Origin of the sequence: Serratia sp. Tan611 (assembly GCF_905188235.1) — a bacterium.
GTDB classification, from domain to species: domain Bacteria; phylum Pseudomonadota; class Gammaproteobacteria; order Enterobacterales; family Enterobacteriaceae; genus Serratia_B; species Serratia_B rhizosphaerae.
This window is the reverse complement of the sequence record NZ_LR994655.1, coordinates 4,620,177-4,645,460: the sequence shown is the minus strand read 5'-3', so window position 1 is coordinate 4,645,460 and position 25,284 is coordinate 4,620,177. Positions and strand designations below refer to the sequence as shown.

24 protein-coding genes are annotated in these 25,284 nt (G+C 59.1%); 11 read left to right on the top strand and 13 right to left on the bottom strand.

Translation table 11 applies throughout. The features are described from left to right. Positions 1-42 precede the first annotated feature (42 nt). The 4 genes from dam to trpS are packed head-to-tail and all read left to right on the top strand — an operon-like array spanning position 43 to position 3,288. Positions 43-855, top strand: a complete 813-nt coding sequence (gene dam, locus TAN611_RS21980; protein WP_015962195.1) for an adenine-specific DNA-methyltransferase — start codon at positions 43-45, stop codon at positions 853-855. Positions 856-912: 57 nt separating this feature from the next. Next, positions 913-1,590, top strand: coding sequence for a ribulose-phosphate 3-epimerase (gene rpe, locus TAN611_RS21975; protein WP_105232925.1), 678 nt, complete (start codon positions 913-915; stop codon positions 1,588-1,590). Further along, positions 1,583-2,281 carry a phosphoglycolate phosphatase gene (locus TAN611_RS21970; protein WP_105232924.1) on the top strand — a complete coding sequence of 233 codons (699 nt, stop codon included), beginning with the start codon at positions 1,583-1,585 and terminating at the stop codon, positions 2,279-2,281. The genes rpe and TAN611_RS21970 overlap by 8 nt, the downstream gene beginning before the upstream one ends. Before the next feature lie 2 nt (positions 2,282-2,283). Beyond that, positions 2,284-3,288, top strand: a complete 1,005-nt coding sequence (gene trpS, locus TAN611_RS21965) for a tryptophan--tRNA ligase (protein WP_105232923.1) — start codon at positions 2,284-2,286, stop codon at positions 3,286-3,288. Positions 3,289-3,353: 65 nt separating this feature from the next. Here the strand turns inward: trpS and cysG are convergent, their stop codons facing one another. From cysG to nirB, 4 genes are read right to left on the bottom strand one after another with little or no spacing between them, the layout of a single operon-like run. Further along, on the bottom strand, positions 3,354-4,757 hold the full coding sequence (gene cysG / locus TAN611_RS21960) for a siroheme synthase CysG (protein WP_111737899.1): 1,404 nt from the start codon (positions 4,755-4,757) through the stop codon (positions 3,354-3,356). Between the two features lie 60 nt (positions 4,758-4,817). Beyond that, positions 4,818-5,618, bottom strand: coding sequence for a nitrite transporter NirC (nirC, locus tag TAN611_RS21955; RefSeq protein WP_105232921.1), 801 nt, complete (start codon positions 5,616-5,618; stop codon positions 4,818-4,820). Positions 5,619-5,646: 28 nt separating this feature from the next. After that, positions 5,647-5,976, bottom strand: a complete 330-nt coding sequence (gene nirD / locus TAN611_RS21950) for a nitrite reductase small subunit NirD (RefSeq protein ID WP_105232920.1) — start codon at positions 5,974-5,976, stop codon at positions 5,647-5,649. Next, positions 5,973-8,522 (bottom strand): nitrite reductase large subunit NirB, encoded by a 2,550-nt coding sequence (gene nirB, locus TAN611_RS21945; protein ID WP_203066999.1) that lies wholly within the window; start codon positions 8,520-8,522, stop codon positions 5,973-5,975. The genes nirD and nirB overlap by 4 nt, the downstream gene beginning before the upstream one ends. Before the next feature lie 302 nt (positions 8,523-8,824). Between nirB and TAN611_RS21940 the strand changes: the two genes are divergently transcribed. Then, positions 8,825-10,093 (top strand): cytosine deaminase, encoded by a 1,269-nt coding sequence (locus tag TAN611_RS21940; RefSeq protein WP_370576266.1) that lies wholly within the window; start codon positions 8,825-8,827, stop codon positions 10,091-10,093. Positions 10,094-10,160: 67 nt separating this feature from the next. Here TAN611_RS21940 and tsgA read toward each other — a convergent pair whose 3' ends face one another. The 6 genes from tsgA to TAN611_RS21910 form a co-directional block, all read right to left on the bottom strand. After that, on the bottom strand, positions 10,161-11,345 hold the full coding sequence (tsgA, locus tag TAN611_RS21935; protein WP_105232917.1) for an MFS transporter TsgA: 1,185 nt from the start codon (positions 11,343-11,345) through the stop codon (positions 10,161-10,163). Between the two features lie 175 nt (positions 11,346-11,520). Next, positions 11,521-12,507: a LacI family DNA-binding transcriptional regulator gene (locus TAN611_RS21930; protein WP_105233542.1), complete on the bottom strand. Its 987-nt coding sequence runs from the start codon at positions 12,505-12,507 to the stop codon at positions 11,521-11,523. 38 nt (positions 12,508-12,545) lie between these two features. Further along, complete coding sequence (locus tag TAN611_RS21925) at positions 12,546-13,856, bottom strand: 6-phospho-beta-glucosidase (RefSeq protein WP_105232916.1); 1,311 nt, start codon at positions 13,854-13,856, stop codon at positions 12,546-12,548. Beyond that, positions 13,853-14,155, bottom strand: a complete 303-nt coding sequence (locus TAN611_RS21920; RefSeq protein ID WP_187044679.1) for a PTS lactose/cellobiose transporter subunit IIA — start codon at positions 14,153-14,155, stop codon at positions 13,853-13,855. The genes TAN611_RS21925 and TAN611_RS21920 overlap by 4 nt, the downstream gene beginning before the upstream one ends. Before the next feature lie 50 nt (positions 14,156-14,205). Then, positions 14,206-15,528, bottom strand: coding sequence for a PTS sugar transporter subunit IIC (locus tag TAN611_RS21915; protein ID WP_203066998.1), 1,323 nt, complete (start codon positions 15,526-15,528; stop codon positions 14,206-14,208). Between the two features lie 16 nt (positions 15,529-15,544). Then, positions 15,545-15,850 carry a PTS sugar transporter subunit IIB gene (locus TAN611_RS21910; RefSeq protein ID WP_105232914.1) on the bottom strand — a complete coding sequence of 102 codons (306 nt, stop codon included), beginning with the start codon at positions 15,848-15,850 and terminating at the stop codon, positions 15,545-15,547. 424 nt (positions 15,851-16,274) lie between these two features. On the opposite strand from TAN611_RS21910, the gene ppiA reads away from it, so the two are divergent. The 6 genes from ppiA to TAN611_RS21880 all read left to right on the top strand — a co-directional run bounded on the left by ppiA (position 16,275) and on the right by TAN611_RS21880 (position 23,094). Continuing rightward, positions 16,275-16,844, top strand: a complete 570-nt coding sequence (gene ppiA, locus TAN611_RS21905; RefSeq protein WP_187043944.1) for a peptidylprolyl isomerase A — start codon at positions 16,275-16,277, stop codon at positions 16,842-16,844. Between the two features lie 162 nt (positions 16,845-17,006). Continuing rightward, on the top strand, positions 17,007-18,692 hold the full coding sequence (locus TAN611_RS21900) for a sensor histidine kinase (RefSeq protein ID WP_105232912.1): 1,686 nt from the start codon (positions 17,007-17,009) through the stop codon (positions 18,690-18,692). Then, complete coding sequence (gene btsR, locus TAN611_RS21895) at positions 18,692-19,417, top strand: two-component system response regulator BtsR (RefSeq protein ID WP_105232911.1); 726 nt, start codon at positions 18,692-18,694, stop codon at positions 19,415-19,417. The genes TAN611_RS21900 and btsR overlap by 1 nt, the downstream gene beginning before the upstream one ends. A gap of 86 nt (positions 19,418-19,503) precedes the next feature. Further along, positions 19,504-21,033 (top strand): helicase HerA-like domain-containing protein, encoded by a 1,530-nt coding sequence (locus TAN611_RS21890; RefSeq protein ID WP_105232910.1) that lies wholly within the window; start codon positions 19,504-19,506, stop codon positions 21,031-21,033. A 132-nt stretch (positions 21,034-21,165) separates the two neighbouring features. Beyond that, positions 21,166-21,741: an aminodeoxychorismate synthase component II gene (locus TAN611_RS21885; protein WP_105232909.1), complete on the top strand. Its 576-nt coding sequence runs from the start codon at positions 21,166-21,168 to the stop codon at positions 21,739-21,741. A 132-nt stretch (positions 21,742-21,873) separates the two neighbouring features. Continuing rightward, positions 21,874-23,094, top strand: a complete 1,221-nt coding sequence (locus tag TAN611_RS21880) for an aspartate aminotransferase family protein (protein ID WP_197950518.1) — start codon at positions 21,874-21,876, stop codon at positions 23,092-23,094. Positions 23,095-23,202: 108 nt separating this feature from the next. Here TAN611_RS21880 and TAN611_RS21875 read toward each other — a convergent pair whose 3' ends face one another. The 3 genes from TAN611_RS21875 to crp all read right to left on the bottom strand — a co-directional run bounded on the left by TAN611_RS21875 (position 23,203) and on the right by crp (position 24,999). Next, the gene (locus TAN611_RS21875; protein ID WP_203066997.1) at positions 23,203-23,610 is read right to left on the bottom strand and encodes a putative T6SS immunity periplasmic lipoprotein; all 408 of its coding nucleotides are present in this window, start codon (positions 23,608-23,610) and stop codon (positions 23,203-23,205) included. A gap of 1 nt (position 23,611) precedes the next feature. Beyond that, positions 23,612-24,187, bottom strand: coding sequence for a type IV secretion protein Rhs (locus TAN611_RS21870; protein ID WP_111737895.1), 576 nt, complete (start codon positions 24,185-24,187; stop codon positions 23,612-23,614). Between the two features lie 179 nt (positions 24,188-24,366). Then, entirely contained in the window at positions 24,367-24,999 is a 633-nt protein-coding gene (gene crp, locus TAN611_RS21865; RefSeq protein ID WP_004090925.1) for a cAMP-activated global transcriptional regulator CRP, read from the bottom strand. Between the last annotated feature and the right edge of the window lie 285 nt (positions 25,000-25,284).

Below are 25,284 nucleotides of genomic sequence, written 5' to 3'. Positions count from 1 at the left end.
ACAATCCGCCGCTCTGAATTGTATAAGTAGCTAACTGACGGCATGAAGAAAAACCGCGCTTTTTTAAAATGGGCTGGTGGAAAATACCCGCTGGTAGATGAGATTCGTCGTCATCTGCCGGAAGGGGACTGCTTAATCGAGCCCTTCGTAGGTGCGGGGTCGGTGTTCTTGAATACCGATTACGATGCCTATATTCTCGCCGATATCAACAGCGATCTTATCAACCTGTATAATATTGTGAAGCTGCGTACGGATGATTTCGTGCGCGATGCCCGCATTCTGTTCGCCGATGAATTCAATAACTCGGATCAGTTTTACCTGCTGCGCGAAGAGTTTAATACTAGTCAGGACGCGTACCGCCGGGCGTTATTGTTCCTGTATCTGAACCGCCATTGTTACAACGGCCTGTGCCGTTATAACCTGCGCGGCGAATTCAACGTGCCGTTTGGCCGTTACAAAAAGCCTTACTTCCCTGAGGAAGAGCTGTACTGGTTTGCGGAAAAATCGCGCAATGCCACCTTTGTCTGTGAGCATTACCGCGATACCATGCTGAAGGCGACCGCCGGTGCGGTGGTGTATTGCGATCCGCCGTATGCGCCGCTGTCGGCGACGGCGAATTTTACCGCCTATCACACCAACAGCTTCAGCCTGGACGATCAACAGGGGCTGGCGCAGATTGCGCATCAGCTGTCGGTTGAGCATCAGGTGCCGGTATTGATCTCTAACCACGATACCGAACTGACGCGCGACTGGTACCAGCATGCTGCGCTGTATGTGGTGAAAGCCCGCCGCACCATCAGCCGTAATATTCTGGGCCGCAGCAAGGTGAACGAGCTTTTGGCGCTGTATCGCTAAGCCGGAAAGATGCAGGCGCCCGGCGTATCATAACTACCCCTACGTTTGGAGAAGCGGATGAAAAAGAGTTTGATTGCCCCGTCCATTCTGTCGGCAGATTTTGCCCGCCTGGGCGAGGACACGGCGAATGTCTTGGCCGCCGGTGCCGATGTGGTGCATTTTGACGTGATGGATAACCATTACGTACCGAACCTGACCATCGGCCCGATGGTGTGCCAGGCGCTGCGCAACTACGGTATCACCGCGCCGATTGACGTTCATCTGATGGTGAAGCCGGTCGATCGTCTTATTCCGGACTTCGCCAAGGCCGGCGCCAGCTATATCTCTTTCCATCCTGAAGCTTCCGAGCATGTCGATCGCACCATCCAACTGATCAAAGAGCACGGCTGTAAGGCCGGGCTGGTGTTCAACCCGGCTACGCCGCTGAGCTATCTCGACTACGTGATGGATAAGCTTGACGTGATTTTGCTGATGTCGGTCAACCCGGGCTTTGGCGGCCAGTCATTTATCCACGGTACGCTGGATAAGCTGCGTCAGGTGCGCAAGCTGATCGATGACAGCGGCTACGATATCCGTCTGGAAGTGGACGGCGGGGTGAAGGTCGATAATATTGCCGAAATCGCCGCTGCGGGTGCCGATATGTTCGTCGCCGGTTCCGCCATCTTCGGCCAGCCGGACTATCGCACGGTGATCGACGCCATGCGTAGCGAACTGGCGAAAGTCACCCATGGCTGATTTCAACGCCATCCGCGCTCTGGCATTTGACCTGGACGGCACGCTGGTTGACAGTGCGCCGGGCCTGGCCGCGGCGATGGACCAGGCGCTGGCGGAGATGAACCTGCCGCAGCCGGGTATTGAACGGGTCAGCACCTGGATCGGCAACGGCGCCGACGTGCTGGTGCAGCGGGCGCTGCGCTGGGCCGAGGTCGAAGAGACGCCGGAACAGTGCCGACAACTGCGTGAACGTTTCGACCGCTGCTATGCCGACACGGTTGCCGACGGCAGCCGCCTGTTCCCGCAGGTGCGGCAGACGCTGGCGCAGCTGGCGGAGTACGGCATGCCGATGGCGCTGGTGACCAACAAGCCGACGCCGTTTGTCGCGCCGCTGCTGCGTTCGCTGGGGATTGCCGACTACTTTTCGCTGATTATCGGCGGCGATGACGTGATTGAGAAAAAGCCGCATCCGGCGCCGCTGTACCTGGTGCTCGGCAAGCTGGGGCTGCGGGCCGGCGAGCTGTTGTTCGTCGGCGACTCGCGCAATGATATTCAGGCGGCGCAGGCGGCGGGGTGCCTGAGCGTCGGCCTGACGTATGGTTATAACTACGGTGAAGCGATAGCCCTAAGCCATCCCGACCGCGTGTTGGAACGCTTCGCCGATCTGTTGCCCGTTCTTGGGCGGTCATCTTTAGAGAATCAGGAAATTTAAACATGAGTAAGCCCATCGTATTTAGCGGCGCGCAGCCGTCCGGCGAATTGACCATTGGCAACTACATGGGTGCGCTGCGTCAGTGGGTTCATATGCAGGATGATTACGACTGCATCTACTGCATCGTCGACCTGCATGCGATTACCGTACGTCAGGACGCGGCAAAGCTGCGTGAAGCGACGCTGAATACGCTGGCGCTGTATCTGGCCTGCGGCATCGATCCGAACAAAAGCACCATCTTTGTTCAGTCGCACGTACCGGAGCATACGCAGCTGAGCTGGGCGCTGAACTGCTACACCTATTTCGGCGAACTGAGCCGCATGACCCAGTTCAAGGATAAATCCAGCCGCTATGCGGAAAACATCAACGCCGGCCTGTTCGACTATCCGGTGCTGATGGCGGCAGACATTCTGCTGTATCAGACCAACCAGGTGCCGGTAGGCGAAGACCAGAAACAGCACCTGGAGCTGAGCCGCGATGTGGCGTCGCGCTTTAACGCGCTGTATGGCGATATCTTCAAGGTGCCGGAGCCGTTTATCCCGAAATCCGGCGCGCGCGTGATGTCGCTGCAGGAGCCGACCAAGAAGATGTCCAAGTCGGACGATAACCGCAACAACGTTATCGGTCTGCTGGAAGATCCGAAAGCGGTCACCAAAAAAATCAAACGGGCGATGACCGACTCCGATGAGCCGCCGGTCATTCGTTACGACGTGGCCAATAAGGCAGGGGTCTCCAATCTGTTGGATATCCTGTCCGGCGTGACCGGCAAGTCAATTGCCGAGCTGGAAGCCGAGTTCGAAGGCCAGATGTACGGCCACCTGAAAGGCGCGGTTGCCGAGGCGGTGTCCGGCATGCTGGGCGAGCTGCAGGAGCGTTACCACCGTTTCCGCAACGATGAGGCCTATCTGCAGCAGGTGATGCGTGACGGCGCAGCCAAAGCGCGCGCACGTGCACAGGAAACGCTGAATAAAGTCTATGAAGCGATCGGCTTTGTGGCGCACCCGTAAACTCAGGGCGTCAGACAGCAAAAAGGCCGGGCATTTGCCCGGCCTTTGTCATTTTTAACCCGTTGTCAGGCCATTTTCGCCAGCTCCGGCGCGGCTTCGCGGCTGGCGAACCAGTTCAGTTGACTGCGCAGGCTGACGACGCTGCCGACAATAATCAGGCTCGGGCTGGCCGCCTGCTGCGCCAGCGCCGGCAACTGCCGCAGTTCGCCTTCAAGCACTCGCTGACGACGGCTGGTGCCGTTCTCCACCAGTGCTACCGGCGTATCGGCGGCCATACCGTGCGCGATCAGCTGCCTCTGAATCTCTCCCGCCTGCGACAGACCCATATAGAACACCAGCGTCTGCTGGCCGGCGGCCAGCGTGGCCCAGTCGAGATCGCCGTCGCTTTTGGCATGGCCGGTGACCAGACGGACGCTTTGCGCATGGTCGCGGTGGGTCAGGGGAATACCGCTGTAAGCTGAGCAGCCGGAGGCGGCGGTGATGCCCGGCACCACGGAAAACGGAATGCCGCCCGCCGCCAGCGTCTCCAGCTCTTCGCCGCCGCGGCCGAAGATAAACGGGTCGCCGCCTTTCAGACGCACCACGCGTTTACCGCTTTGCGCCTGCTCCAGCAGAATCTGGTTAATCTGCGCCTGCGGCACACAGTGATCGCCGGCGCGCTTGCCGACAAAAATGCGTTCGGCGTCGCGGCGCACCAGCGCCATTACGTCATCAGAAACCAGACGGTCGTAAACCACCACATCGGCCTGCTGTATCTGCTGCAGGCCTTTCAGCGTCAGCAGACCGGCATCGCCCGGCCCGGCGCCCACCAGCACCACTTCACCGCCGGCGTGAGTCTGGCTGGCGAACAGCGCTTCGGTCTGGCTGGTGACCATGGCGTCATCGTTATTGGCCAGCGACTGCGCCAGCCGGTCGTGGGCAAACAGCCGCTCCCAGAAACGACGGCGGTCTTCAGGCCGTGCAAAGCGCTGTTTTACGCGCTGGCGCAGCGTACCGCCCCACTGCGCCAGACGGCCGAGGTGCTGCGGCAGCGTGGCCTCCAGTTTTTCACGCAGCAGACGCGCCAGCACCGGCGCTTTCCCGCCGGACGAAACGGCGACCATGATTGGCGAGCGGTCGATAATCGACGGCATGATAAAGCTGGCGCGTTTAGGATCGTCCACCACGTTGCAAAACACCCGTTGCTGATTGGCGCACTGATACACCAGCGCGTTGACCTCCACCCGGTCGGTGGCGGCAATCACCAGCCACTGTTCCGCCAGCAGTTCGGCACGGAAGTCGCCGCCGATCAGCGTGACCTGTCCCTGTTCGGCCCAGCGCTGAAACTGTTCGTTGAACGTCGGTGCGTTGACCGTCAGCTGTGCGCCGGCATCCAGCAGCAACCGCGCCTTGCGCTCGGCGACGTCACCGCCGCCGACCAGCAGGCAGGCTTTATGTTGCAGTTGGCAGAAAATGGGTAGGTAATCCATCAGCAATTCCTCTGGGCGGGGCCAGGGGCGCCGCGTACGGCGCCCGGGATAAGTCGGTAATTATGCGGTCTGACGTGCGCGCTTGCTATCCCCCTGCGGGCGCTGCGCGCGTGGGGTGGCGTACCAGTAGCCAAGCCCCATCAGAATCATGCCGGAAACCATATTGCCCAGCGTGACCCACAGCAGGTTATGGCCGATGCCGCCGAGCGTATAGGCTTCGCCGTGCTGGCCGAACCAGGAGAGCGCGAACAGCGTCATATTGGCGACCGAGTGCTCGTAGCCGGAAGCGATAAACGCCAGCAGACACCACCAGATGGCGATAAATTTCGCCGCGCCCTCAACGCGCAGCGCCATCCAGATCGCCAGGCAGACCAGCCAGTTGCACAGGATACCCTTGAAGAACAGCACGTCCGCCGGCGCGGTGGTTTTCGCCAGCGCCACGCTGTGCACCAGACTGGTGTCTACCGGCAGCAGGCTGCCGCCGCCATAATAGTACATCAAGGCGACCAGCACCGACCCCAGCAGGTTACCGAGCCAGGTCTGCGGCAGCACCGTCCACATCTGCCCCTGTGAGATGGCGCCGGCTTTGACGCCGAGCGTCAGGAACATGGTGTGGCCGGTAAACAGTTCGGAACCGGCGATAATCACCAGCGTCAGCGCGATGCCGAAGGTGGCGCCCATCACCAGCGGGCGCACGGACGGATCCACCAGATTGCCGAGGGTGAAAATCAGGATGATGCCAAGGCCCACATATGCGCCGGCCATGGCGGAGGCGATCCAAAAGCCGAGCGGGCTCTCCTTCGCCAGTTTGACGATGCGCGCCGCGTTGGCGGCGCATTTGTTGATGGTGTCGGTAAACATAGGCTGTTCCCAGAAGGTTAGAATATTGTTATGCCGCCGCCACCTGCACCACGCCGTCGACCACCCGGCTGGCGAAGTGCGCCACTGAATGTGCCTCATCCTCCATACAGCGGCCGTCGTGCAGGCGGAAACGCTGTTTTTTCAGCGGACTGGCGACCCACAGCTCGCCCTGATGTTCGGCGATCAGGCCGCGCGACAGCACGCTGGCCTGGGCGAAGGGGTCGATATTGCTGATGGCGAACACCTGTTCATCGGCGTAGGGGCGGAAGACCGCCACCTGCTGTTCGCCAATCAGGGCGCAGACGCCGGTGCCGGGCAGGATATCGGCGACGGGACAGACGGTGATCCACGGGCTCATGCGTTGTTCTCCTCGGTTTCCAGTACGGTGACGGGGATGCGCTCGTCCGGACGGGCCGGGCGGTGCTGGTCACGTTCGGCGACCATCTGAACGTTCGGGTCGCGCAGGCTGCTGTTGATAAAGTGGGCGAAGCGCACCTGCAGCTCCGGATGCGCAACGGTTTCGCTCCATTCGCAGACCACCGCGTCGCGCAGGCGCAGAATTTCCGCTTCCAGCTGCGCGTTGATGCCCAGTTTGTCGTCGATAATCACCTGGCGCAGGTAGTCGATGCCGCCTTCCAGGCTTTCCAGCCACAGCGAGGTACGCTGCAGTTTGTCGGCGGTGCGGATGTAGAACATCATAAAGCGGTCCAGATAGCGCACCAGCGTATCGCGGTCGAGGTCGGCCGCCAGCAGGTCGGCGTGGCGCGGCTTCATGCCGCCGTTGCCGCAGACATACAGGTTCCAGCCGTTTTCGGTGGCGATAATGCCGACGTCCTTACCCTGCGCTTCGGCGCATTCGCGGGTACAGCCGGAGACGCCGAACTTCATTTTGTGCGGCGTGCGGATGCCTTTGTAGCGGTTTTCCAGCTCGACGCCGAAGCCGACGCTGTCGCCGACGCCGTAGCGGCACCAGGTGCTGCCGACGCAGGTTTTCGCCATGCGCAGCGCCTTGGCGTAGGCGTGACCGGTTTCGAAGCCGGCGGCGATCAGTTTCTCCCAGATGGCCGGCAGATCGTTTTTCTGCGCGCCGAACATGCCGATACGCTGCGAACCGGTGATCTTGGTGTAGAGGTTGTACTCGCCGGCGATCTCACCGATGGCCCGCAGGCCTTCCGGCGTAATCTCGCCACCGGCGGAGCGCGGGATCACCGAGTAGGTGCCGTCTTTCTGGATGTTGCCGAGGAAGTTGTCGTTGGTATCCTGCAGCGGGGTGTGTTGCGGTTTGAGGACGTACTCATTCCAGCAGGAGGCCAGTAGCGAACCGACGGTCGGCTTGCACACTTCGCAGCCGTAGCCTTTGCCGTATTTCGCCAGCAGCTCATCAAAGGATTTGATGTCTTCAACGCGGATCAGGTGGTACAGCTCCTGGCGCGAGTAGGCGAAGTGTTCGCACAGGTGGTGGTTAACCTCGATGCCCTGTTTGCTGAGCTCGGCGTTCAGCACCTGGGTAATCAGCGGAATACAGCCGCCGCAGCCGGTGCCAGCCTTGGTTTCCGCCTTGATGGCGGCGACGGTATGGCATCCCATGCTTACTGCTTTGATGATATCGCCTTTGCTGACGTCAAAGCAGGAGCAGATTTGTGCGCTTTCCGGCAGGGCGTCCACGCCGATGGCCGGTTTGCTGCCGGCGTGCGCCGGCAGGATCAGGCTGTCCGGGTTCTCCGGCAGTTCGATGCCGTTCAGCGCCAGCTGCAGCAGATTGCCGTAATCGCTGGTGTCGCCGACCAGTACTGCGCCCAGCAGGGTTTTATTATCGGCGCTGACCACCAGGCGTTTATACACCTCTTTGCTTTCGTCCAGATATACGTAGCTGCGGGCGCCTTCTGTGCGGGCGTGTGCATCGCCGATGCCGCCCACGTCCACCCCCAGCAGTTTCAGCTTGGCGCTCATATCCGCGCCGAGGAAGGTGTTGTCGCGCCCCAGCAGATGGTCGGCGGTTACCTGTGCCATTTTGTAGCCCGGTGCCACCAGGCCAAAGGTGCGCTCCTGCCAGGAGGCGCATTCGCCGATGGCGTAGACATCCGGGTCGGACGTCTGGCATTGATCGTTGATCACGATGCCGCCGCGGCGCGCGGTAGCCAGCCCGCACTGGTGCGCCAGCTTGTCCTGTGCGCGGATGCCGGTGGAGAAGACGATAAAGTCGACTTCCAGCTCGCTGCCGTCGGCAAACTGCATGGTTTTACGCGCCTGCTGACCGCCGTTGACGATCTCGCGGGTGTTTTTGCCGGTGTGCACCTGTACACCCATGCGTTCGATCTTGCGGCGCAGTTGATCGCCGCCCATCGGATCGAGCTGTTCGGCCATCAGCACCGGCGCGAATTCGATCACATGGGTTTCGATGCCCAGGCTTTTCAGCGCGCCGGCGGCTTCCAGCCCCAGCAGACCGCCGCCGACTACCGCGCCGCGCTTGCTGCGGCGGGCGCAGGCTTCAATCGCGTTGAGGTCTTCGATGGTGCGGTAAACGAAGCAATCCTGGCTTTCCGCGCCCTTGATGGGGGGGATCCACGGGTAGGAGCCGGTGGCCATGATCAGTTTGTCGTAAAACACCGTGCGGCCGGTGTTGGAGTGAATCACCTTCTCGCTGCGGTTGATGGTAATGGCGCGTTCGCCGACCAGCACCTTGACGCCGGATTTCTCGTAAAAACCTTCGCGTACCAGCGACAGCTCTTCGGCGGTATGGTGGGAAAAGTAGGAAGAAAGGTGTACGCGGTCGTAAGCGATACGCGGTTCTTCGCAAAAAACGGTGATGTCGAACTGGTCGGGGTCTGCCTTTTCCAGCAGATCTTCGATAAAGCGGTGGCCGACCATGCCGTTACCGATGACAGCGAGTTTGACTCTGCTCATGATTGCCTCAAAAATTCTGGTTTCCTGCGCTTACCTTATTCCTCCCGCCGTACGGCTTATTGATGTAAATCAAGTCTACTCCCATATACCTCTAAGGTGTTATATTCCTGATTTTTATCGTTATTTGATAAGTTGCGGTTTTCATTCAACTTTAGCTGAATCGAGCCAGTTTGATGGTTGTCGCACTATTTTTCGCCATTTACGCCATTTTGGCTGATGACTGTTTTTGTCAGCCTGCGCGCGTGCCAGTATGATGAAAAAATCAGCCGGTCAACGGGAGGGGAAGTGTGGCAAAGCAAAGGTTGAAGTTTATCGACAATCTGCGTCTCAGCGGGCATGAAGGACTGTGGCAACTGAGCATCGAACAGGGGCGTATCGCCCATCTGATCCCGCAGCCGGCCGGCCAGGCGTGGCGTAGCGACGCGCTGGATGCCGAGGGCGGCCTGGCGCTGCCGGCGTTTGTCGAGCCGCATATTCATCTGGATACCACCCAGACCGCCGGTCAGCCGGCCTGGAACCAGTCCGGCACGCTGTTTGAGGGGATTGAACGCTGGGCGGAGCGTAAGGCGCTGCTGAGCCACGAGGATGTGAAGCAGCGCGCCTGGCAAACGCTGAAGTGGCAGATCGCCAATGGCATTCAGTACGTGCGTACCCATGTGGACGTGTCGGATCCGTCGCTGACCGCGCTGCGCGCCATGCTGGAGGTGAAGCAGGAGGCGGCGCCCTGGGTGACGCTGCAGATCGTTGCATTTCCGCAGGAGGGCATCCTCTCTTATCCCAATGGTGAAGCCCTGCTGGAGGAGGCGCTGCGCCTGGGGGCCGATGTGGTGGGTGCAATTCCGCACTTTGAATTTACCCGCGAGTACGGCGTAGAGTCGCTGCACAAGGCTTTCGCGCTGGCGCAAAAATATGACCGGCTGGTGGATGTGCACTGCGATGAGATTGATGACGAGCAGTCGCGCTTTGTCGAAACCGTCGCAGCGCTGGCGCTCAAGCTGGAGATGGGCGCGCGGGTGACCGCCAGCCATACTACGGCGATGCATTCCTACAACGGCGCTTATACCTCGCGGCTGTTCCGCCTGTTGAAACTGTCCGGCATCAACTTTGTCGCCAACCCGCTGGTGAATATTCATCTGCAAGGGCGCTTTGACGACTATCCGAAGCGGCGCGGCATCACGCGGGTGAAAGAGATGCTGGCGGCGGATCTCAACGTCTGTTTCGGCCACGACGACGTCTTCGACCCGTGGTATCCGCTCGGCACCGCCAATATGCTGCAGGTATTGCATATGGGTCTGCACGTCTGTCAGCTGATGGGCTACGGCCAGATTAACGACGGCCTGGAACTGATCACCACGCGCAGCGCCCGCACGTTGCAGCTGCAGGATTACGGGCTGGCGGCAGGCAACAGCGCCAACCTGGTGATTCTGCCGGCGGAAAACGGCTTTGACGCGGTGCGGCGCCAGACGCCGGTGCGCTACTCCATTCGTCAGGGAGACGTGATCGCCGCCACCCGGCCGGCGGAAACGACGATTTACCTGGATGATGAGGAGCTGGTCGATTTTCGCCGCTAGGATGCAGGGATAAAAAAGCACCGTCGCCGGTGGCGAACGGTGCTTTTTTTATGGGAGGCAGCGACGGTTAGTGGGTCACGTGGCCGTGGCTGCGGTGCTTGGTGACAAAGCCCAGCAGCAGACACATCACGAATACCGCCAGGTACAGGCCGTTGGCGGTGGTCAGCGCCGCGTGCGCGCCGCCTTTGGCGACAATCGGGCCGGTGACCACGAAGGTCAGCATGGTGCCGATGGTGCCGCAGGTCAGGATGAAGTTCACCAGCTTCGGCGAAGAGACCTTGGTCTGCAGCGAACCGAGGGTAATCAGCGTGGTGTAGATGGCGCTGGAAACAAAGCCCAGGGCCATAATGTAGTAGCCCAGCAGCTGCGGCTCGTCGCTGCTGACGAACATATACATCGCGCCGGTCGCCAGCGCCGCCAGCACGGTGACGATGCGCTGCAGGTCGAAGAAGCGCAGCACAAAGCTGAATACCCACATCCCCACCATGTAGGAGGTCCAGAAATCGCTGACCAGTTTACCGGCCTGGCTAATGTTCATCCCCAGAGATTTGGTGGCGTACTCCGGCACCCACTGGATGAAGCCCAACTGGCCGAGGATGTAGCACAGCGCGGCGATCGACAGGAACAGCACGCCGATACCCCATTTTTCTTTGGCGACCGCTTCGCCGTCGGCATTGCCTTTATTACCCAGCACCGGGAACTCGGAACACAGGGCCAGCACGAAAATTGCCAGATACAGCACGCCGATGCAGGCGTAAACCCAGTACCAGCCGATATGGCGCGCCAGCAGCGTGGCGGCGACGATCGGGAAGATCATCCCGGCCATGCTGAAGAACGAATCGGTAAACAGCAGGCGCGAACCGCGCTGGCGACCGGAATACATATGGGTGATCAGGAAAGTGCCGATCGACATGGTAATGCCGCTCACTATCCCGAGGATAAACATGCAGATGGAGAACAGCGTCAGGGTTTTGCCGACCATCAGGCCAACCACCGCCAGCACCATCAGCAGAAAACCGAACACCAGTTGGCGTTTCAGCGGGATAATTTCCATCAGCCAGGCATTGAGGAAGATCGAAATCAGAATGCCGGCATTCAGGAAGGTAAAGGTGTTGCTCATGCTGGAAACCGGCAGATTAAAGTACTCTGCAATGTTTCCCATCACCATCCCTGTGACGATCACTAAGGCACCGGTCAGCGCATAGGAAAAGAAGCTGATCCATGTAAGCCGGATGCGGTTGTTGTTATTCATTGAATAAGCCCGATTGGTCTGTTGGATTTGAGATGCCGGTGGCGGGATCTGACGTCGCTTGCCAAAAAAGAAAACGGTCCGCTGACCACCTGGGGGCGGATCCTAGCATAGCTATCGGGATATTTTATGATTGCTGACTAATTTTTGATGCAATCAATGAAAACTAATTAATCAATTAGTGATCCGTGTCTAGTTTGGCGATCGAATCGCGCCTGATGATCTGCGGCGCGAAGGTCACGGGCGGCGTTGCAGGATCGATCAGCAGGCGTGCGGCCTGCTGGGCCATCTCCACGATCGGGAAGTGCACGCTGGTCAGCGCCGGACGGACAAACGGCGCGCGTTCGCCGCTGTCGTAACAGACCAGCGAAATATCCTGCGGGACGCGCAGGCGGCGTTCGTTGATCGCCAGCAGAGCGCCGATCGCCATCTCTTCGTTACAACAATAGATGGCGCTGGGCAGCATAGGGCGCTGCAGCAGGCGTTCGGCACACTGATAGCCGCTTTCCAGGTCGTAAGCCCCTTCCAGGCAGCCCAACGGTTCCAGACGCGCTGCACGCATGGCGTCCTCAAAGCCCCGGATGCGCAGCCGGCTGGAGGCGCGCTGGCGCGGCCCGCTGATGCAGGCGATGCGGCGGTGGCCGGCGTCGATCAACTGCTGGGTTGCCAGGCGGCTGGCCTGCGGATGATCGAAGGTGACACAGCGATCCTCCAGCCCCGGCACCAGACGATCGAGCAGCACAAAGCGGCGCTGTTCCGCCGCCAGTTGACGCAGCCGATCGTCGCTCAAGTAGCGGACGTGCAGGATCACCCCGTCGCAGCGCAGGTTGAACAGCCGCTGGATCGCCGCCAGTTCATTGTCGGCGCTGTTACGCCCCTGGGTGACCAGCAGCTGTTTGCCGTGCGACTCCGCCTCGGTCTGCACAAAATCCATCAACGCGCCGAAAAAACCGCCGCGGTATGAGGTGGTCACCAGGCCCAGCGTGTTGCTTTGGCTGGAGGCCAGCGCGCGCGCCGCCGGATTGGGGGTATAGCCCAGCAGGGCGATGGCCCGCTCCACTTTCTCGCGGGTGGGCGCTTTGACATTGCTGTCGCCGTTCACCACGCGCGACACCGTGGCGCGCGATACGCCCGCTTCAGCGGCTACATCTTCCAGTGTCACCATCATGTCCTTCGACCTGCCTCATTGCCGTTTCGTGATTATCAGAGCGTAAACTGCGGTAAGTATGCGCTATTGGCCTGCAGTACGTCTTCCAGCAGCGGCCCGGCAATTTTCGCGCTGGCGACCAGCGGGTTGGTAACCAGCGCCAGCAGCGCGCTGCGGCGATCGCCGTGTACGGCGGCCTCGATGGTCAGGCGCTCATAGGCCTTCACCTGTTGGGTCAGCGCATGCATGGATTCCGGCAACCGGCCGAAAGCCAGCGGATGGGCGCCCTGCGCATCGACGATACAGTTGGTTTCTATCACAGCATCGTCGGCGAGGCCATGAATAGCGCCGCGGTTTGCGGTGTTTACCACTAATTGCGTGCCGAGATCGTTGTGAATTGCCCGGATCAGCTCCAGCGCCACCTGCGAATAGAACGAGCCGCCGCGGAAGCTGAGCTGCTGCGGTTTGCTGTCCAGATGCGGGTCGGCATACAGCTCGAACAGCTCTTTTTCCACCTGCATCACCTGTTCGGCGCGGGTGCCGCGTTCGGCGGCGGCGGCCATCTCTTCCGCCAGCATCTCCTGCGTCTGGTAGAAGTAACGGTGATAAGGGCAGGGGATGGCGCCGACGGCGCGCAGGAACGCCGGCGGCCACGGCTCTTCCTTGATATTGTTCATGGTCAGCATCGCGCCGTCGCACAGCCTGTCGATCACCTCGGCGGTGACGTCCCGGCCGCTGTGCAGCACCTGGTGCACCCAGACCATATGGTTGAGCCCGGCGAAGCGCAGCCGGACAGCGTCAAACGGCGCTTCCAGCATGTTGGCGATCATATGGTGCATGCTGATCGGCACATTGCACAGGCCGATAATTTTCGCCTTGGTGTAGCGGGAGATCGCTTCGGTCACGATGCCGGCCGGGTTGGTGAAGTTGATGATCCAGGCGTCCGGCGCCAGCCGTTCGACCTTGCGCGCGATATCCAGCATCACCGGAATGGTGCGCAGCGCCTTGGCAAAACCGCCGACGCCGGTGGTCTCCTGGCCAATCAGGCGATACTTCAGCCCCAGACGTTCGTCGGCGGCGCGGGCCGGCAGTTGCCCGACCCGCAGCTGCGTCAGGACAAACTGTGCGCCGCGGATGGCGTCGTCCAGTGCAAAATGCACGCTGACCGTGACCCGTTCCAGCCCGTGTCGCGCCAACATACGTTGGGTCAGCGCGGCGATAATCTCGACTTTCTCGCGGCCGGCCTCGACGTCGACCAATGCCAGTTCGCTGACCGGCAGCTCCTCAATGCGTTCAATCAGGCCTTCGACCAGTTCCGGCGTATAGCTGCTGCCGCCGCCGATAATGGCGATTTTCAGGGTATTCATCCGCGCGCCTCCGTTTGTGCCTGCCGGCGATAAAGTTCAATCATGTCGTCTGCCAGATCCTGAATCACCATCGCGTTCATCAGGTGGTCCTGGGCGTGGACAGTGATCAGGTTGATGGCCAGCTTGCCGCAGCCTTCGTCCAGGCCGATCAGCCGGGTTTGAATCTGGTGCGCCTGCGTCACGGCCTGCTTTGATTCGGCCATATGGGCGGCGGAGGCGTCAAAGTCGCCCGTCCGCGCCTGCTGCAACGCCATCAGCGCGCTGCTGCGGGCGCTGCCGGCGAACACCAGCAGTTCCATAATGGTGCTTTCGAAATCCTGACTGACGTCAGTAGCTAATTCACTCACGGTTACGCTCCTGTCGCCGCAGATGCAGCGCGTTCGGCGTCGGCCTGCTGCATTTCCTGCGTGATTAATTGTTTTTCATACACTTTGAAGAACGGCAGCCAGATGGCGAAATCAAGCGCCATCAGCAGCAAGACCAGTACCGCGGCGCGAATATCCCAGGAAGCGGAGAGCAGCGCGCCGAGCGGGGCCGGTGCGGTCCAGGGCGCCATGGCGACCATCTTTTCCACAAAATCCCAGTGCAGGGCGAAATAGGCCAGTACGGCATTGACCATCGGCGCCAGCAGCAGCGGAATAAACAGCGTTGGGTTCATCACCACCGGCGAGCCGAACAGCAGCGGTTCGTTGATGTTGAACACCGAGGGCACCACGCTCAGCCTGCCGATGGTGCGCAGATGGACCGAGCGGCTGCGCAGGTATAACAGCGCCAGCACCAGCGTGGAGCCGGAGCCGCCGATGCAGACATAGAACGACCAGAACGGCGCGGTCAGCGTCTGGGTCGTGGCCGCGCCCTGCGCCACCAGCGCGGCGTTGGCCGCCAGATTGGTCATAAAAATCGGGTTGAGCAGGCCGGTAACGATATTGTCGCCGTGAATACCGGCAAACCACAGCAGGTTGGCGATCAGCACCATCAGCAGAATGGCGGGCAGGGTATCGCCGACGCCGATCAGCGGCTGGAACAGGTGCATAATGGCGGCCGGCAGCAGCAGGTGAAACTCGCTCTGCAGCAGAATGCTGAGCGGATAGACCGTCAGTAAAATGCCGATGACCGGATACAGCAGCTCAAATGAGCGGGCGATGGCGGGCGGCACCTGCTCGGGCAGACGCAGCGTGATGTTGTACTTTTTCAGCAGGCGGATCAGCTCCACCGACCAGATGGCGCAGATCAGCGCGGTGAACACCCCCTGACCCCCGAGAAAATCGAGCGACATTTTGTTATCGGCCTGCGGCGCGGCCGCCAGCAGAAATGCCATCAGCGACAGCAGTCCGGCGGTCAGCGCGTCCAGACCATAGTGCTTGGCCAGGCTGTAGGCGGTGCCGATAGCCACGAACACGCTCATCAGCCCCATGGTCATAAAGAACGGCATGGTGATGGTGTTCCAGTGCGTTTTGGCGAAGCTCAGCCAGGCGCGGCCAAAGCCGGAGGTGGTGTCGGCATCGAACGGCGGATTGGCGACGATCAGCATGATACTGCCGACGATTAAAAACGGCATGGCGCAGATAAAGCCGTCGCGGATGGCAATAATGTGGCGTTGGCTGCCGATACGACCGGCCAGCGGCGCGATGTGGTTTTCCACGACGCGCATCAGAGAAGCGTACAGGCTCATGGGCATCTCCGCCGGTTCAGGCCATCAGGGCGAGGGCGTGATCCAGCACCTTATCGCCGCGCAGCGTGCCGTAATCCATCATGTCGATGACCGCGACGGGCTTGCCGAGCGGCGCGGCGATGCGGCTAAAGCGCGCCAGTTCATATTTCACCTGCGGCCCCAGCAGCACGACGTCGGCATCGGCCAGCGCGCTTTCAAATTCAGCGGCGGGTACGGCGACAATCTCCAGCGTCAGCGCCCGTTTTTCCGTTTCAGCCTGCATCCGTTTGACCAGCATGCTGGTGGACATGCCGGCGGCGCAGCACAGTACGATCTTTTTCATCATTGCTCTCCTGTGGTTTCCCGTATCTGGCGCGCCGCGTCGCTGCCGGCCGGTGGTTTTCCGGGGTGCAGCGTGGGATTGCCGTCGGTTTTTTTTTTTAACGCTCAAATGAGAGCGCTCTCATTTGCTAGCCTAACGGGAGCACAGAAACAAAACGGGAGGCAGGTCGCAAAAAATGCCAAATGGCCGATTGGTACAAATAATGCGTGATCGGCTTTGCAAAAATCTGCATGGCGATCATACTCTTGTCAGGAAAATTCGGGAGTTCGTCTGCAAAAAACGGGGGTTGCCCGGATGAGGCGGCGTTGTTTTGAGAACTTTCCCGCAATAGCGTAAATATAAGTAAATGGCTGGCGCTCACCAGAATGGCTCTTTAGAATCAAGGCGCTTTCCGTTGTTTGTCTCCCAGAGAAAGGACCCGCTCATGTTCAAACGTACCTTAACCACCCTTGTCGCCCTGTGTTCCCTGACGGCAATGGCGCCGGCCGCACTGGCCGCAGGCGAAACCCACGTCATGCTGACCACCTCCGCCGGGAATATCGAGCTGGCGCTGGATGGTCAAAAAGCGCCGGTATCAACGAAAAACTTTGTTGACTACGTGAACAGCGGTTTCTATAACAACACCGTGTTCCACCGCGTGATCCCCGGTTTTATGGTTCAGGGCGGCGGCTTCACGGCGGATATGCAGCAAAAGAGCACCAAAGCGCCGATCAAGAATGAGGCGGATAACGGCCTGCGCAACCTGCGGGGCACCATTTCCATGGCGCGTACTGCCGATAAGGACAGCGCCACCAGCCAGTTCTTCCTGAACGTAGCGGACAACGCCTTCCTGGACCACGGCCAGCGCGACTTTGGCTATGCGGTGTTCGGTAAAGTGGTGAAGGGCATGGAAGTGGTCGACAAGATTTCTCAGGTACCGACCGGCAACGTCGGTCCTTATCAAAATGTACCAAGCAAGCCGATTGTGATTCTGTCGGCGAAGGTGATGCCTTAATCGCCCCGGCCGGCCCCGCACGGGGCCGGTTTCTGTTTGTCGCCCTCTGAAGCCTCGCCTGCATCACTGTTTTCCTGCCCTGCTCATGGTGTAATCAACGCAGATAATCAGACCGGATAGCCGGCGTTTTGATGTTCCTCTCGTTCAGGGTGCGTTGTTGTGATGTACGAATTTGATCAGGTGCTGTTGCTGTTGCAGCAGATGTGCGTCTATCTGGTGATCGCCTATCTGTTGAGTAAAACCCCGCTGTTTATTCCGCTGATGCAGGTCACCATCCGCTTGCCGCACAAGCTGCTGTGTTACGTGATTTTTTCGGTATTCTGCATTATGGGCACCTATTTCGGCCTGCATATTCAGGACTCGATCGCCAACACGCGCGCTATCGGCGCGGTGCTGGGCGGCCTGCTGGGCGGGCCATCGGTCGGGTTTCTGGTCGGGCTGACCGGGGGGATGCATCGCTATACCCTCGGCGGCATGACCGACGTGGCCTGCGCGGTGTCCACCGTGGCAGAAGGCCTGGTCGGCGGGCTGGTGCACAGCCTGGCGCTGCGGCGCGGCCGTCTCGACCTGCTGTTTAATCCGCTGTTTGTCGCCGGCGTCACTCTGGTTGCCGAAATCCTGCAGATGGGCATTATTCTCGCCATCGCCCGTCCGTTTGACGAGGCGCTGCGTCTGGTGGGCTATATCGTGTTGCCGATGCTGGTTGCCAACACCGTGGGCGCGGCGATGTTTATGCAGATCCTGCGCGACCGGCGGGCGATGTTTGAAAAGTACACCAGCGCGTTTTCCTCCAAAGCCCTGAAGCTGGCCGAGCGCACCGAAGGCATTTTGCGTCAGGGGTTCGACCGGGAAAACAGCATGAAGGCGGCGCGGGTGATTTATCAGGAGCTGGGTATCGGCGCGGTGGCGATCACCGATCGCGACAAACTGCTGGCGTTTATCGGCATCGGCGACGATCATCATCTGCCGGGCACGCCGATCTCGTCGGCCCATACCCGCTGCGCCATCGATAATAACGAAGTGGTGTATGCCGACGGCAATGAACTCTCCTACAGCTGTTCGATCAGCGGCAACTGCAAGCTGGGGTCGACGCTGGTCATTCCGCTGCGTGGCGAAAATCAGCGGGTGATCGGCACCATCAAGCTGTATGAGCCGAAAAGCAAGCTGTTCAGCACCATCAACCGCACCCTGGGCGAAGGCATCGCCAGCCTGCTGTCGGCGCAGATTATGGCCGGCCAGTATGAACGGCACAAACAACTGCTGGCACAGTCGGAAATCAAGCTGCTGCATGCGCAGGTAAACCCGCATTTCCTGTTTAACGCGCTAAATACGCTGGTGGCGGTGATTCGCCGCGACGGTGAGCGCGCCTGCGAACTGGTGCAGTATCTGTCGACCTTCTTCCGTAAGAATCTCAAGCGTTCGGATGACGAAGTCAGCCTGGCGGACGAGATCGAACACGTTAACGCCTATCTGCAAATTGAACAGGCGCGCTTTGCCGATCGGCTGGAGATCGTGGTGTCGTTGCCGGACAGCCTGCTGGCGGTGCGTCTGCCGGCGTTTTCCCTGCAGCCGATTGTGGAAAACGCCATCAAGCACGGCACCTCGCAGCTGCTGGGTACCGGGCGCATCACCATTGACGCCCGTAGCGAGGGCGGGCGCCTGTTGCTGCAGGTCACGGACAATGCCGGCCTGTATCAGGAAAAAACGCCGGGCGACGGGCTGGGCATGAGCCTGGTGGACCGGCGTATCCGCGTGCGCTACGGAGAAGAGTATGGCGTGCGGGTCAGCTGTGAACCGGAGGCGTTCACCCGCATTACACTGCATGTTCCACTGGAGGGCGCCGCCTGATGCTGAATATATTAATTGTTGATGATGAGCCGTCGGCACGCGACAACCTGCGTCATCTGCTGGCCGCCGAGCCGGAGGTGTGCATTATCGGCGAATGTGCAAATGCGATTGAGGCCATCAGCCAGATCCATCGGCTGCAGCCGGACGTGGTGTTTTTGGATATCCAGATGCCGCGCATCAGCGGCCTGGAGATGGTCGGCATGCTCGATCCCAACCGGATGCCGCATATTGTATTCCTCACCGCGTACGATGAGTATGCGCTGCAGGCGTTTGAGGAGCACGCCTTTGACTACCTGCTGAAGCCAGCGGAGCCGCAGCGGCTGCAGAAGACCCTGCAGCGTCTGCAGCAGCGTCATACGGCGCAGGATGTTGCCGCGCTGCCGGAAAGCGCCGGCTATTTGAAATATATCCCCTGCGCCGGCCACAGCCGGATTTATCTGCTGCGTTTTGACGAGGTGATCGCCATCCGCTCGCGCGCCAGCGGCGTGTATGTGGTGCGTAACGACGGCATGGAGTGCTTTACCGAACTGACGCTGCGCACGCTGGAGAGCCGCACGCCGCTGGTGCGCTGCCACCGCCAGTATCTGGTGAATCTGGAGCAGGTGCGGGAAATTCGTTTTGAAGAAGGCGGTGCCGCGGAGATGATTATGCCGGTCGGCGATGCGGTGCCGGTCAGCCGCCGCTACCTGAAATCGCTGAAAGAACAGCTGGGGCTGCGCGGCTAAGCGCTTGACGGGCTTCCGTCGCGCTTATAGCTTTATGGCATCACAGGCGCATCTGCGCCGCGTTAGCGTCATCAAAGGAACAGCAAATGAGTGAAGCACGGATTATCGCCAAGGCGATGAAAGACGGTAAACCCGTTCAGGATCTGGCGATTCTGCCCGCCCTGGCCAACCGCCACGGCCTGATTACCGGTGCGACCGGTACCGGTAAGACCGTGACGTTGCAAAAAATGGCCGAACAGTTCTCACGCATCGGCGTGCCGGTGTTTTTATCGGACGTGAAGGGCGACCTGTCGGGGATTGGCACCGAGGCGGTGCCGAATGAAAAACTGCAGGCACGGCTGACGGCGATTGGCGTGACCGACTGGCAGCCGCAGGCCAGCACCATTATCCCGTGGGATATTTACGGCGAGAAGGGGCATCCGATCCGCGCCACGGTGTCCGATCTCGGCCCGCTGCTGCTGGCGCGCCTGCTGGATCTGAACGAGGTGCAAAGCGGCGTGCTGCAGCTGGTGTTTAAAATTGCTGACGACAATGCGCTGCTGCTGCTGGATATGAAAGATCTGCGCGCGATGGTGCAGTACGTCGGCGACAACGCCAAACAGTTCAAAACCCAGTACGGCAATATCTCCAGTGCGTCGGTCGGCGCCATCCAGCGCGGCCTGCTGACGCTGGAGGAGCAGGGCGCCAACCTGTTCTTCGGCGAGCCGATGCTCGACATCAACGATCTGATGAAGACCGATGCCAACGGCCATGGCATGATCAATCTGCTGGCGGCCGATAAGCTGATTAACCAGCCGAAACTCTATTCGGTATTTCTGCTGTGGCTGCTGGCGGAGCTGTTTGAGCAACTGCCGGAAGTGGGCGACCCGGAACAGCCGAAACTGGTGTTCTTCTTTGACGAGGCGCACCTGTTGTTCAACGATGCGCCGCCGGCGCTGCTGACCAAAATTGAGCAGGTGGTGCGCCTGATCCGTTCCAAAGGCGTCGGCGTCTATTTTGTGACGCAAAACCCGCTGGATATTCCGGACAGCGTGCTTGGCCAACTGGGCAACCGCGTTCAGCATGCGCTGCGCGCCTTTACGCCGCGCGACCAGAAGGCGGTGAAGGCCGCGGCGCAGACCATGCGCGCCAACCCGGATTTTGATGCGGAAACGGTGATTGGCGAGCTGGGCGTCGGGGAGGCGCTGGTGTCGTTCCTCGATGAGAAAGGACGGCCCAACGTGGTGGAGCGTGCGATGGTGATCGCGCCGGAGTCCAAAATGGGCATGCTGGGGGCGGAAGGGCTGAACAGCGCCATCAATAAATCGCCGCTGTACGGCCGCTATGAAGAGATGGTGGACCGCGAATCGGCCTATGAGAAGCTGTCGTCCGAAGGCTTCGCCACCGTGGGCGAGGATGCGCAAGCGGTGGATAAAGCCACGCCGCAGGCCGGCCAGCAACAAAGCGGCGGCGGCCTGATGGGCAGCCTGAATGAGCTGCTGTTCGGTTCCACCGGCCCGCGCGGCGGCAAGCGCGACGGCATTGTACAAACCGCCGCCAAGAGCATGGCACGTGATTTGAGCAAGCAGATCCTGCGCGGCGTGCTGGGTTCGATTATGGGCGGCCGTAAAAAGTAATCTTTTCTTCGCGTAATGCATCGGCAACCGCCTTCACCCCGGCGGCTTACTGCGGTAAGCTCCCGGGCTGAGGCGGTTGCCGTCTTGTTGTACCAGGAAATTACTCCCCAAATCATAGGCCGTTGAACCGCCATGCTGCTGCTGATCGATAACTACGACTCTTTTACCTACAACCTTTATCAATACTTTTGCGAGCTTGGCGCCGAGGTGCTGGTAAAGCGCAATGATGAACTGCAACTGGCCGATATTGACAGGCTGGCGCCGCAGCATCTGGTGATCTCCCCCGGCCCCTGCACGCCGAACGAGGCCGGTATTTCGCTGGCGGCCATTACGCATTTTGCCGGTAAGCTGCCGATTCTCGGTGTCTGTCTGGGGCATCAGGCATTGGGGCAGGCATTCGGCGCCGATGTGGTGCGCGCGCGCGAAGTGATGCACGGTAAAACCTCGGCGATTCGCCATACGGACCGCGGCGTCTTTCGCGGGCTGAATAATCCGCTGACGGTAACGCGCTACCATTCGCTGGTGCTGGACGCAGCAACGCTGCCGGACTGTTTTGAGGTTACCGCCTGGAGCGAGCGTGACGGCGTACGCGATGAGATTATGGGGATTCGCCACCGCACGCTGGCGCTGGAAGGGGTGCAGTTCCATCCGGAGAGCATCCTTAGCGAACAGGGGCACGTGCTGCTGAGTAATTTCCTTAAAAGTTAATCGGTTATAAATTTTTCGTCATGATTGGCGATTTTGGTTTGCCCCCAATTGGTTTTTTATGCATATTTTGTGATTATATTGTCACTTTGCTGGCGCTATTAAAAAACCAATCTCTTGAGGTGGAACCCAATAATGACGGAAAAATACGCGGTGAACCGCAGCACGTTCGATAAGGTGATTTTGCCGGTTTATGCACCGGCGCAGTTTGTACCGGTCAAAGGATTGGGCAGCCGCGTGTGGGACAGCGAAGGGAAGGAGTATATCGACTTCTCCGGCGGCATCGCCGTGACCGCGTTGGGCCACTGCCACCCGGCGTTGGTGGCGGCGCTGCAGCAGCAGAGTGAAACCCTGTGGCATACCAGCAATGTGTTCGCCAATGAGCCGGCGCTGCGTCTGGCCAGCAAACTGATTGATGCCACCTTTGCCGATCGGGTCTTTTTCGCCAACTCCGGCGCGGAGGCCAACGAAGCGGCCTTCAAACTGGCGCGCCACTATGCCATTACCCGTCACAGCCCGTACAAAACCAAAATTATCGCCTTCTATAACGCCTTCCACGGGCGGACGCTGTTTACCGTCTCGGTCGGCGGGCAGGCAAAGTATTCTGACGGCTTCGGGCCAAAACCGGCCGATATCGTGCATGTGCCGTACAACGATCTGGCGGCGGTCAAGGCGGTGATGGATGACAGCACTTGCGCGGTAGTGATGGAGCCGATTCAGGGCGAGGGCGGCATTACGCCGGTGGACGCCGAGTTCCTACAGGGCGTGCGCGCGCTGTGCGATAAGCACCAGGCGCTGCTGGTGTTTGATGAGGTGCAGAGCGGCATGGGGCGTACCGGCAAGCTGTTCGCCTATATGCATTACGGCGTGACGCCGGATATTCTGACCACCGCTAAAGCGCTGGGCGGCGGCTTCCCGGTCAGCGCGATGCTAACCAGCGAGGAGATTGCCTCTGCCATGCAGGTCGGCACGCACGGCACCACCTACGGCGGCAACCCGCTGGCCTGCGCGGTGGCCGAGGCGGCGCTGGACGTGATCAACACGCCGCAGGTGCTGGACGGTATCGCGCAGCGTCATGCGCTCTACGTGGCGAAATTGCAGCAACTGGCCGACAAGTACGGTATTTTCAGCGATATTCGCGGTATGGGGCTGTTGATCGGCGCTGAGCTGAGTGCGGCTTACCAGAATAAGGCGCGGGATTTCCTGGCCGCCGCCGCCGCGCATGGCGTGATGATTCTGAACGCCGGGCCTAACGTTATCCGCTTTGCGCCGTCATTGGTGGTAGAGCTGCAGGATATTGAAGAGGGGATGGCGCGTTTTGAACGTGCGGTGCAGGATGTGGTGAATGCGGTATAAGCGGGCTATTGCTCAGTAGGCGTTGTATTACCTGTTGTGGGAACTACGTATGGCCCCGGTCGATGACCGGGGCTGATAACCGGAAGGGGATATGCGTGAAGTTGCCCATCATTCGGTTGATGTTATGACTTGCAGCTTGCCGTTTTTATCTTGCCCGAGACGGAAAGATGCTCTGATTATGCGCGCATCGACGACTTTTCCCTGAGCATTCCGCCGCTCTGTGTTCACGAAGATGCCATAATTGTGCCCGGCCTGAAAGCGATATCCAAACAGGGGGGTACATGCGGTTGATGAGAGGAATATCGGGGGCGTGAAGTGTTTGCGCAGATTTTTTTCGGGCTCCACGGTGCGAATTTCTAACGCTGACATGGATTCGCCATCTGCCACCGGAGCGAGTAGACAAATGTTGTTATTCACAACCTTTATTTCCGCCATCGGTGAAATTTTAGGCCCCGGATCGCCGAGCGTACATCCCGTCAGCAGCATGGCTGGAGCGAGCAAAAATCGATATTTCATATTATCCCCTTCCGGCAAGCGCACGAGAAACCATCTTTTGATATACAAGGAAAATATTTCTGCTGTTGTCCTTACCACGATAGTTCACGATACGGCCCGGTACAGCCTGACGCTGGTATAGCCACATGTTGTAACCGTGTTTACGCCAAAGCCAATAGTCCGCAATGATGCAGGCCTGTTGTTCCATTGCATAATCTTTGAGTTTCTTATTGGCGTGCAGAGTGTATGTGTAGTCGCTGGCCCAGCTAAATAACCCTCTTGTTCTGACCCACATCCCCCGTTGATGCTGCCAGACATGAACCATTTCATGGATATAGAGATGTTTTGATTCTGTTGGCACGGCGATTTCTGAGAAGTCTTCTTCATAAAGATTTTTTCTAAAATACAGTTCACCGTTAGGGGCCATACCGTAATTTTGCGCCTGTAAACCGAAGGGGAGGTAGCTATCGCAATGAACCCATACCCTGTTATAAGCGATAGCTCCGCCGAACATTTCATGAGCGAGGGTAATCTCCCCTTGGGTCAGCAGACGGAGCGTACCTTCTCGTTTCTCTCTGACTTCCTGAAGTCCTTTCATAGGATGCGTCCTTTTTATCCAACCAAGGGATAAATAAGCACTTTTTTTCTTTGCGGTCAATTATTGTTCGACCGAGGGGGCGGTAACGGGAAGCAGGGATGGTTATTGGAGTGATAAGAACGGTGGCATGTAGGGAATAGGGCATAAAAAACGGCGCGAATGCGCCGTTTTCTGATTAATTAACGCGTGCCATAAACAACAATGGTTTTGCCGTGCGCGGAGATCAGGTTTTGATCTTCCAGCATTTTCAGGATACGGCCGACCGTTTCGCGTGAACAACCGACGATTTGACCAATTTCCTGACGCGTGATTTTAATTTGCATACCGTCAGGGTGGGTCATGGCGTCCGGTTGTTTCGCCAGGTTCAGCAGGGTTTGCGCAATGCGGCCGGTAACGTCAAGGAAGGCGAGGTTCCCCACTTTCTCTGAGGTGACCTGCAGGCGGCTGGCCATTTGCGCGGAAAGACGCATCAGAATATCCGGGTTGACCTGGATCAGCTGACGGAATTTCTTATAGGAAATTTCAGCTACTTCACAGGCGGTTTTCGCTCTCACCCAGGCGCTGCGCTCCTGGCCTTCTTCAAATAATCCAAGCTCGCCGATGAAATCCCCCTGGTTGAGATAGGACAGGATCATCTCTTTGCCTTCTTCATCTTTAATCAGCACCGCAACGGAGCCTTTCACGATGTAGTAGAGCGTTTCAGCCTTTTCACCTTGGTGAATCAGCGTACTTTTGGATGGATATTTGTGGATATGGCAATGAGACAGGAACCATTCGAGAGTCGGGTCTGTTTGCGGTTTGCCGAGAACCATTCGCTATTATCCTCTGTTGTAATCGCTGCCTTTGTAACACAGGGATCGGAGCTCCCTGTTAAACGCGTTGATAACCGGTAATGCATGCGGGCTATAAACAGGTTTTGAGGCGTGCCGTAAAATACGCTATTGCCCTAGCATATTAACTTGCCGTCAGTGCTGCAAGCTACATTCTGTTAACATCTCATTTAAGATGCTTTCCTTGGGCAGATCCCTGAAAGTCGGTGTCCAAAAAGAATTATTGCGGTTTGTTTGTAGCATAGAGTGAGGCGAGTGTCTTCTGTT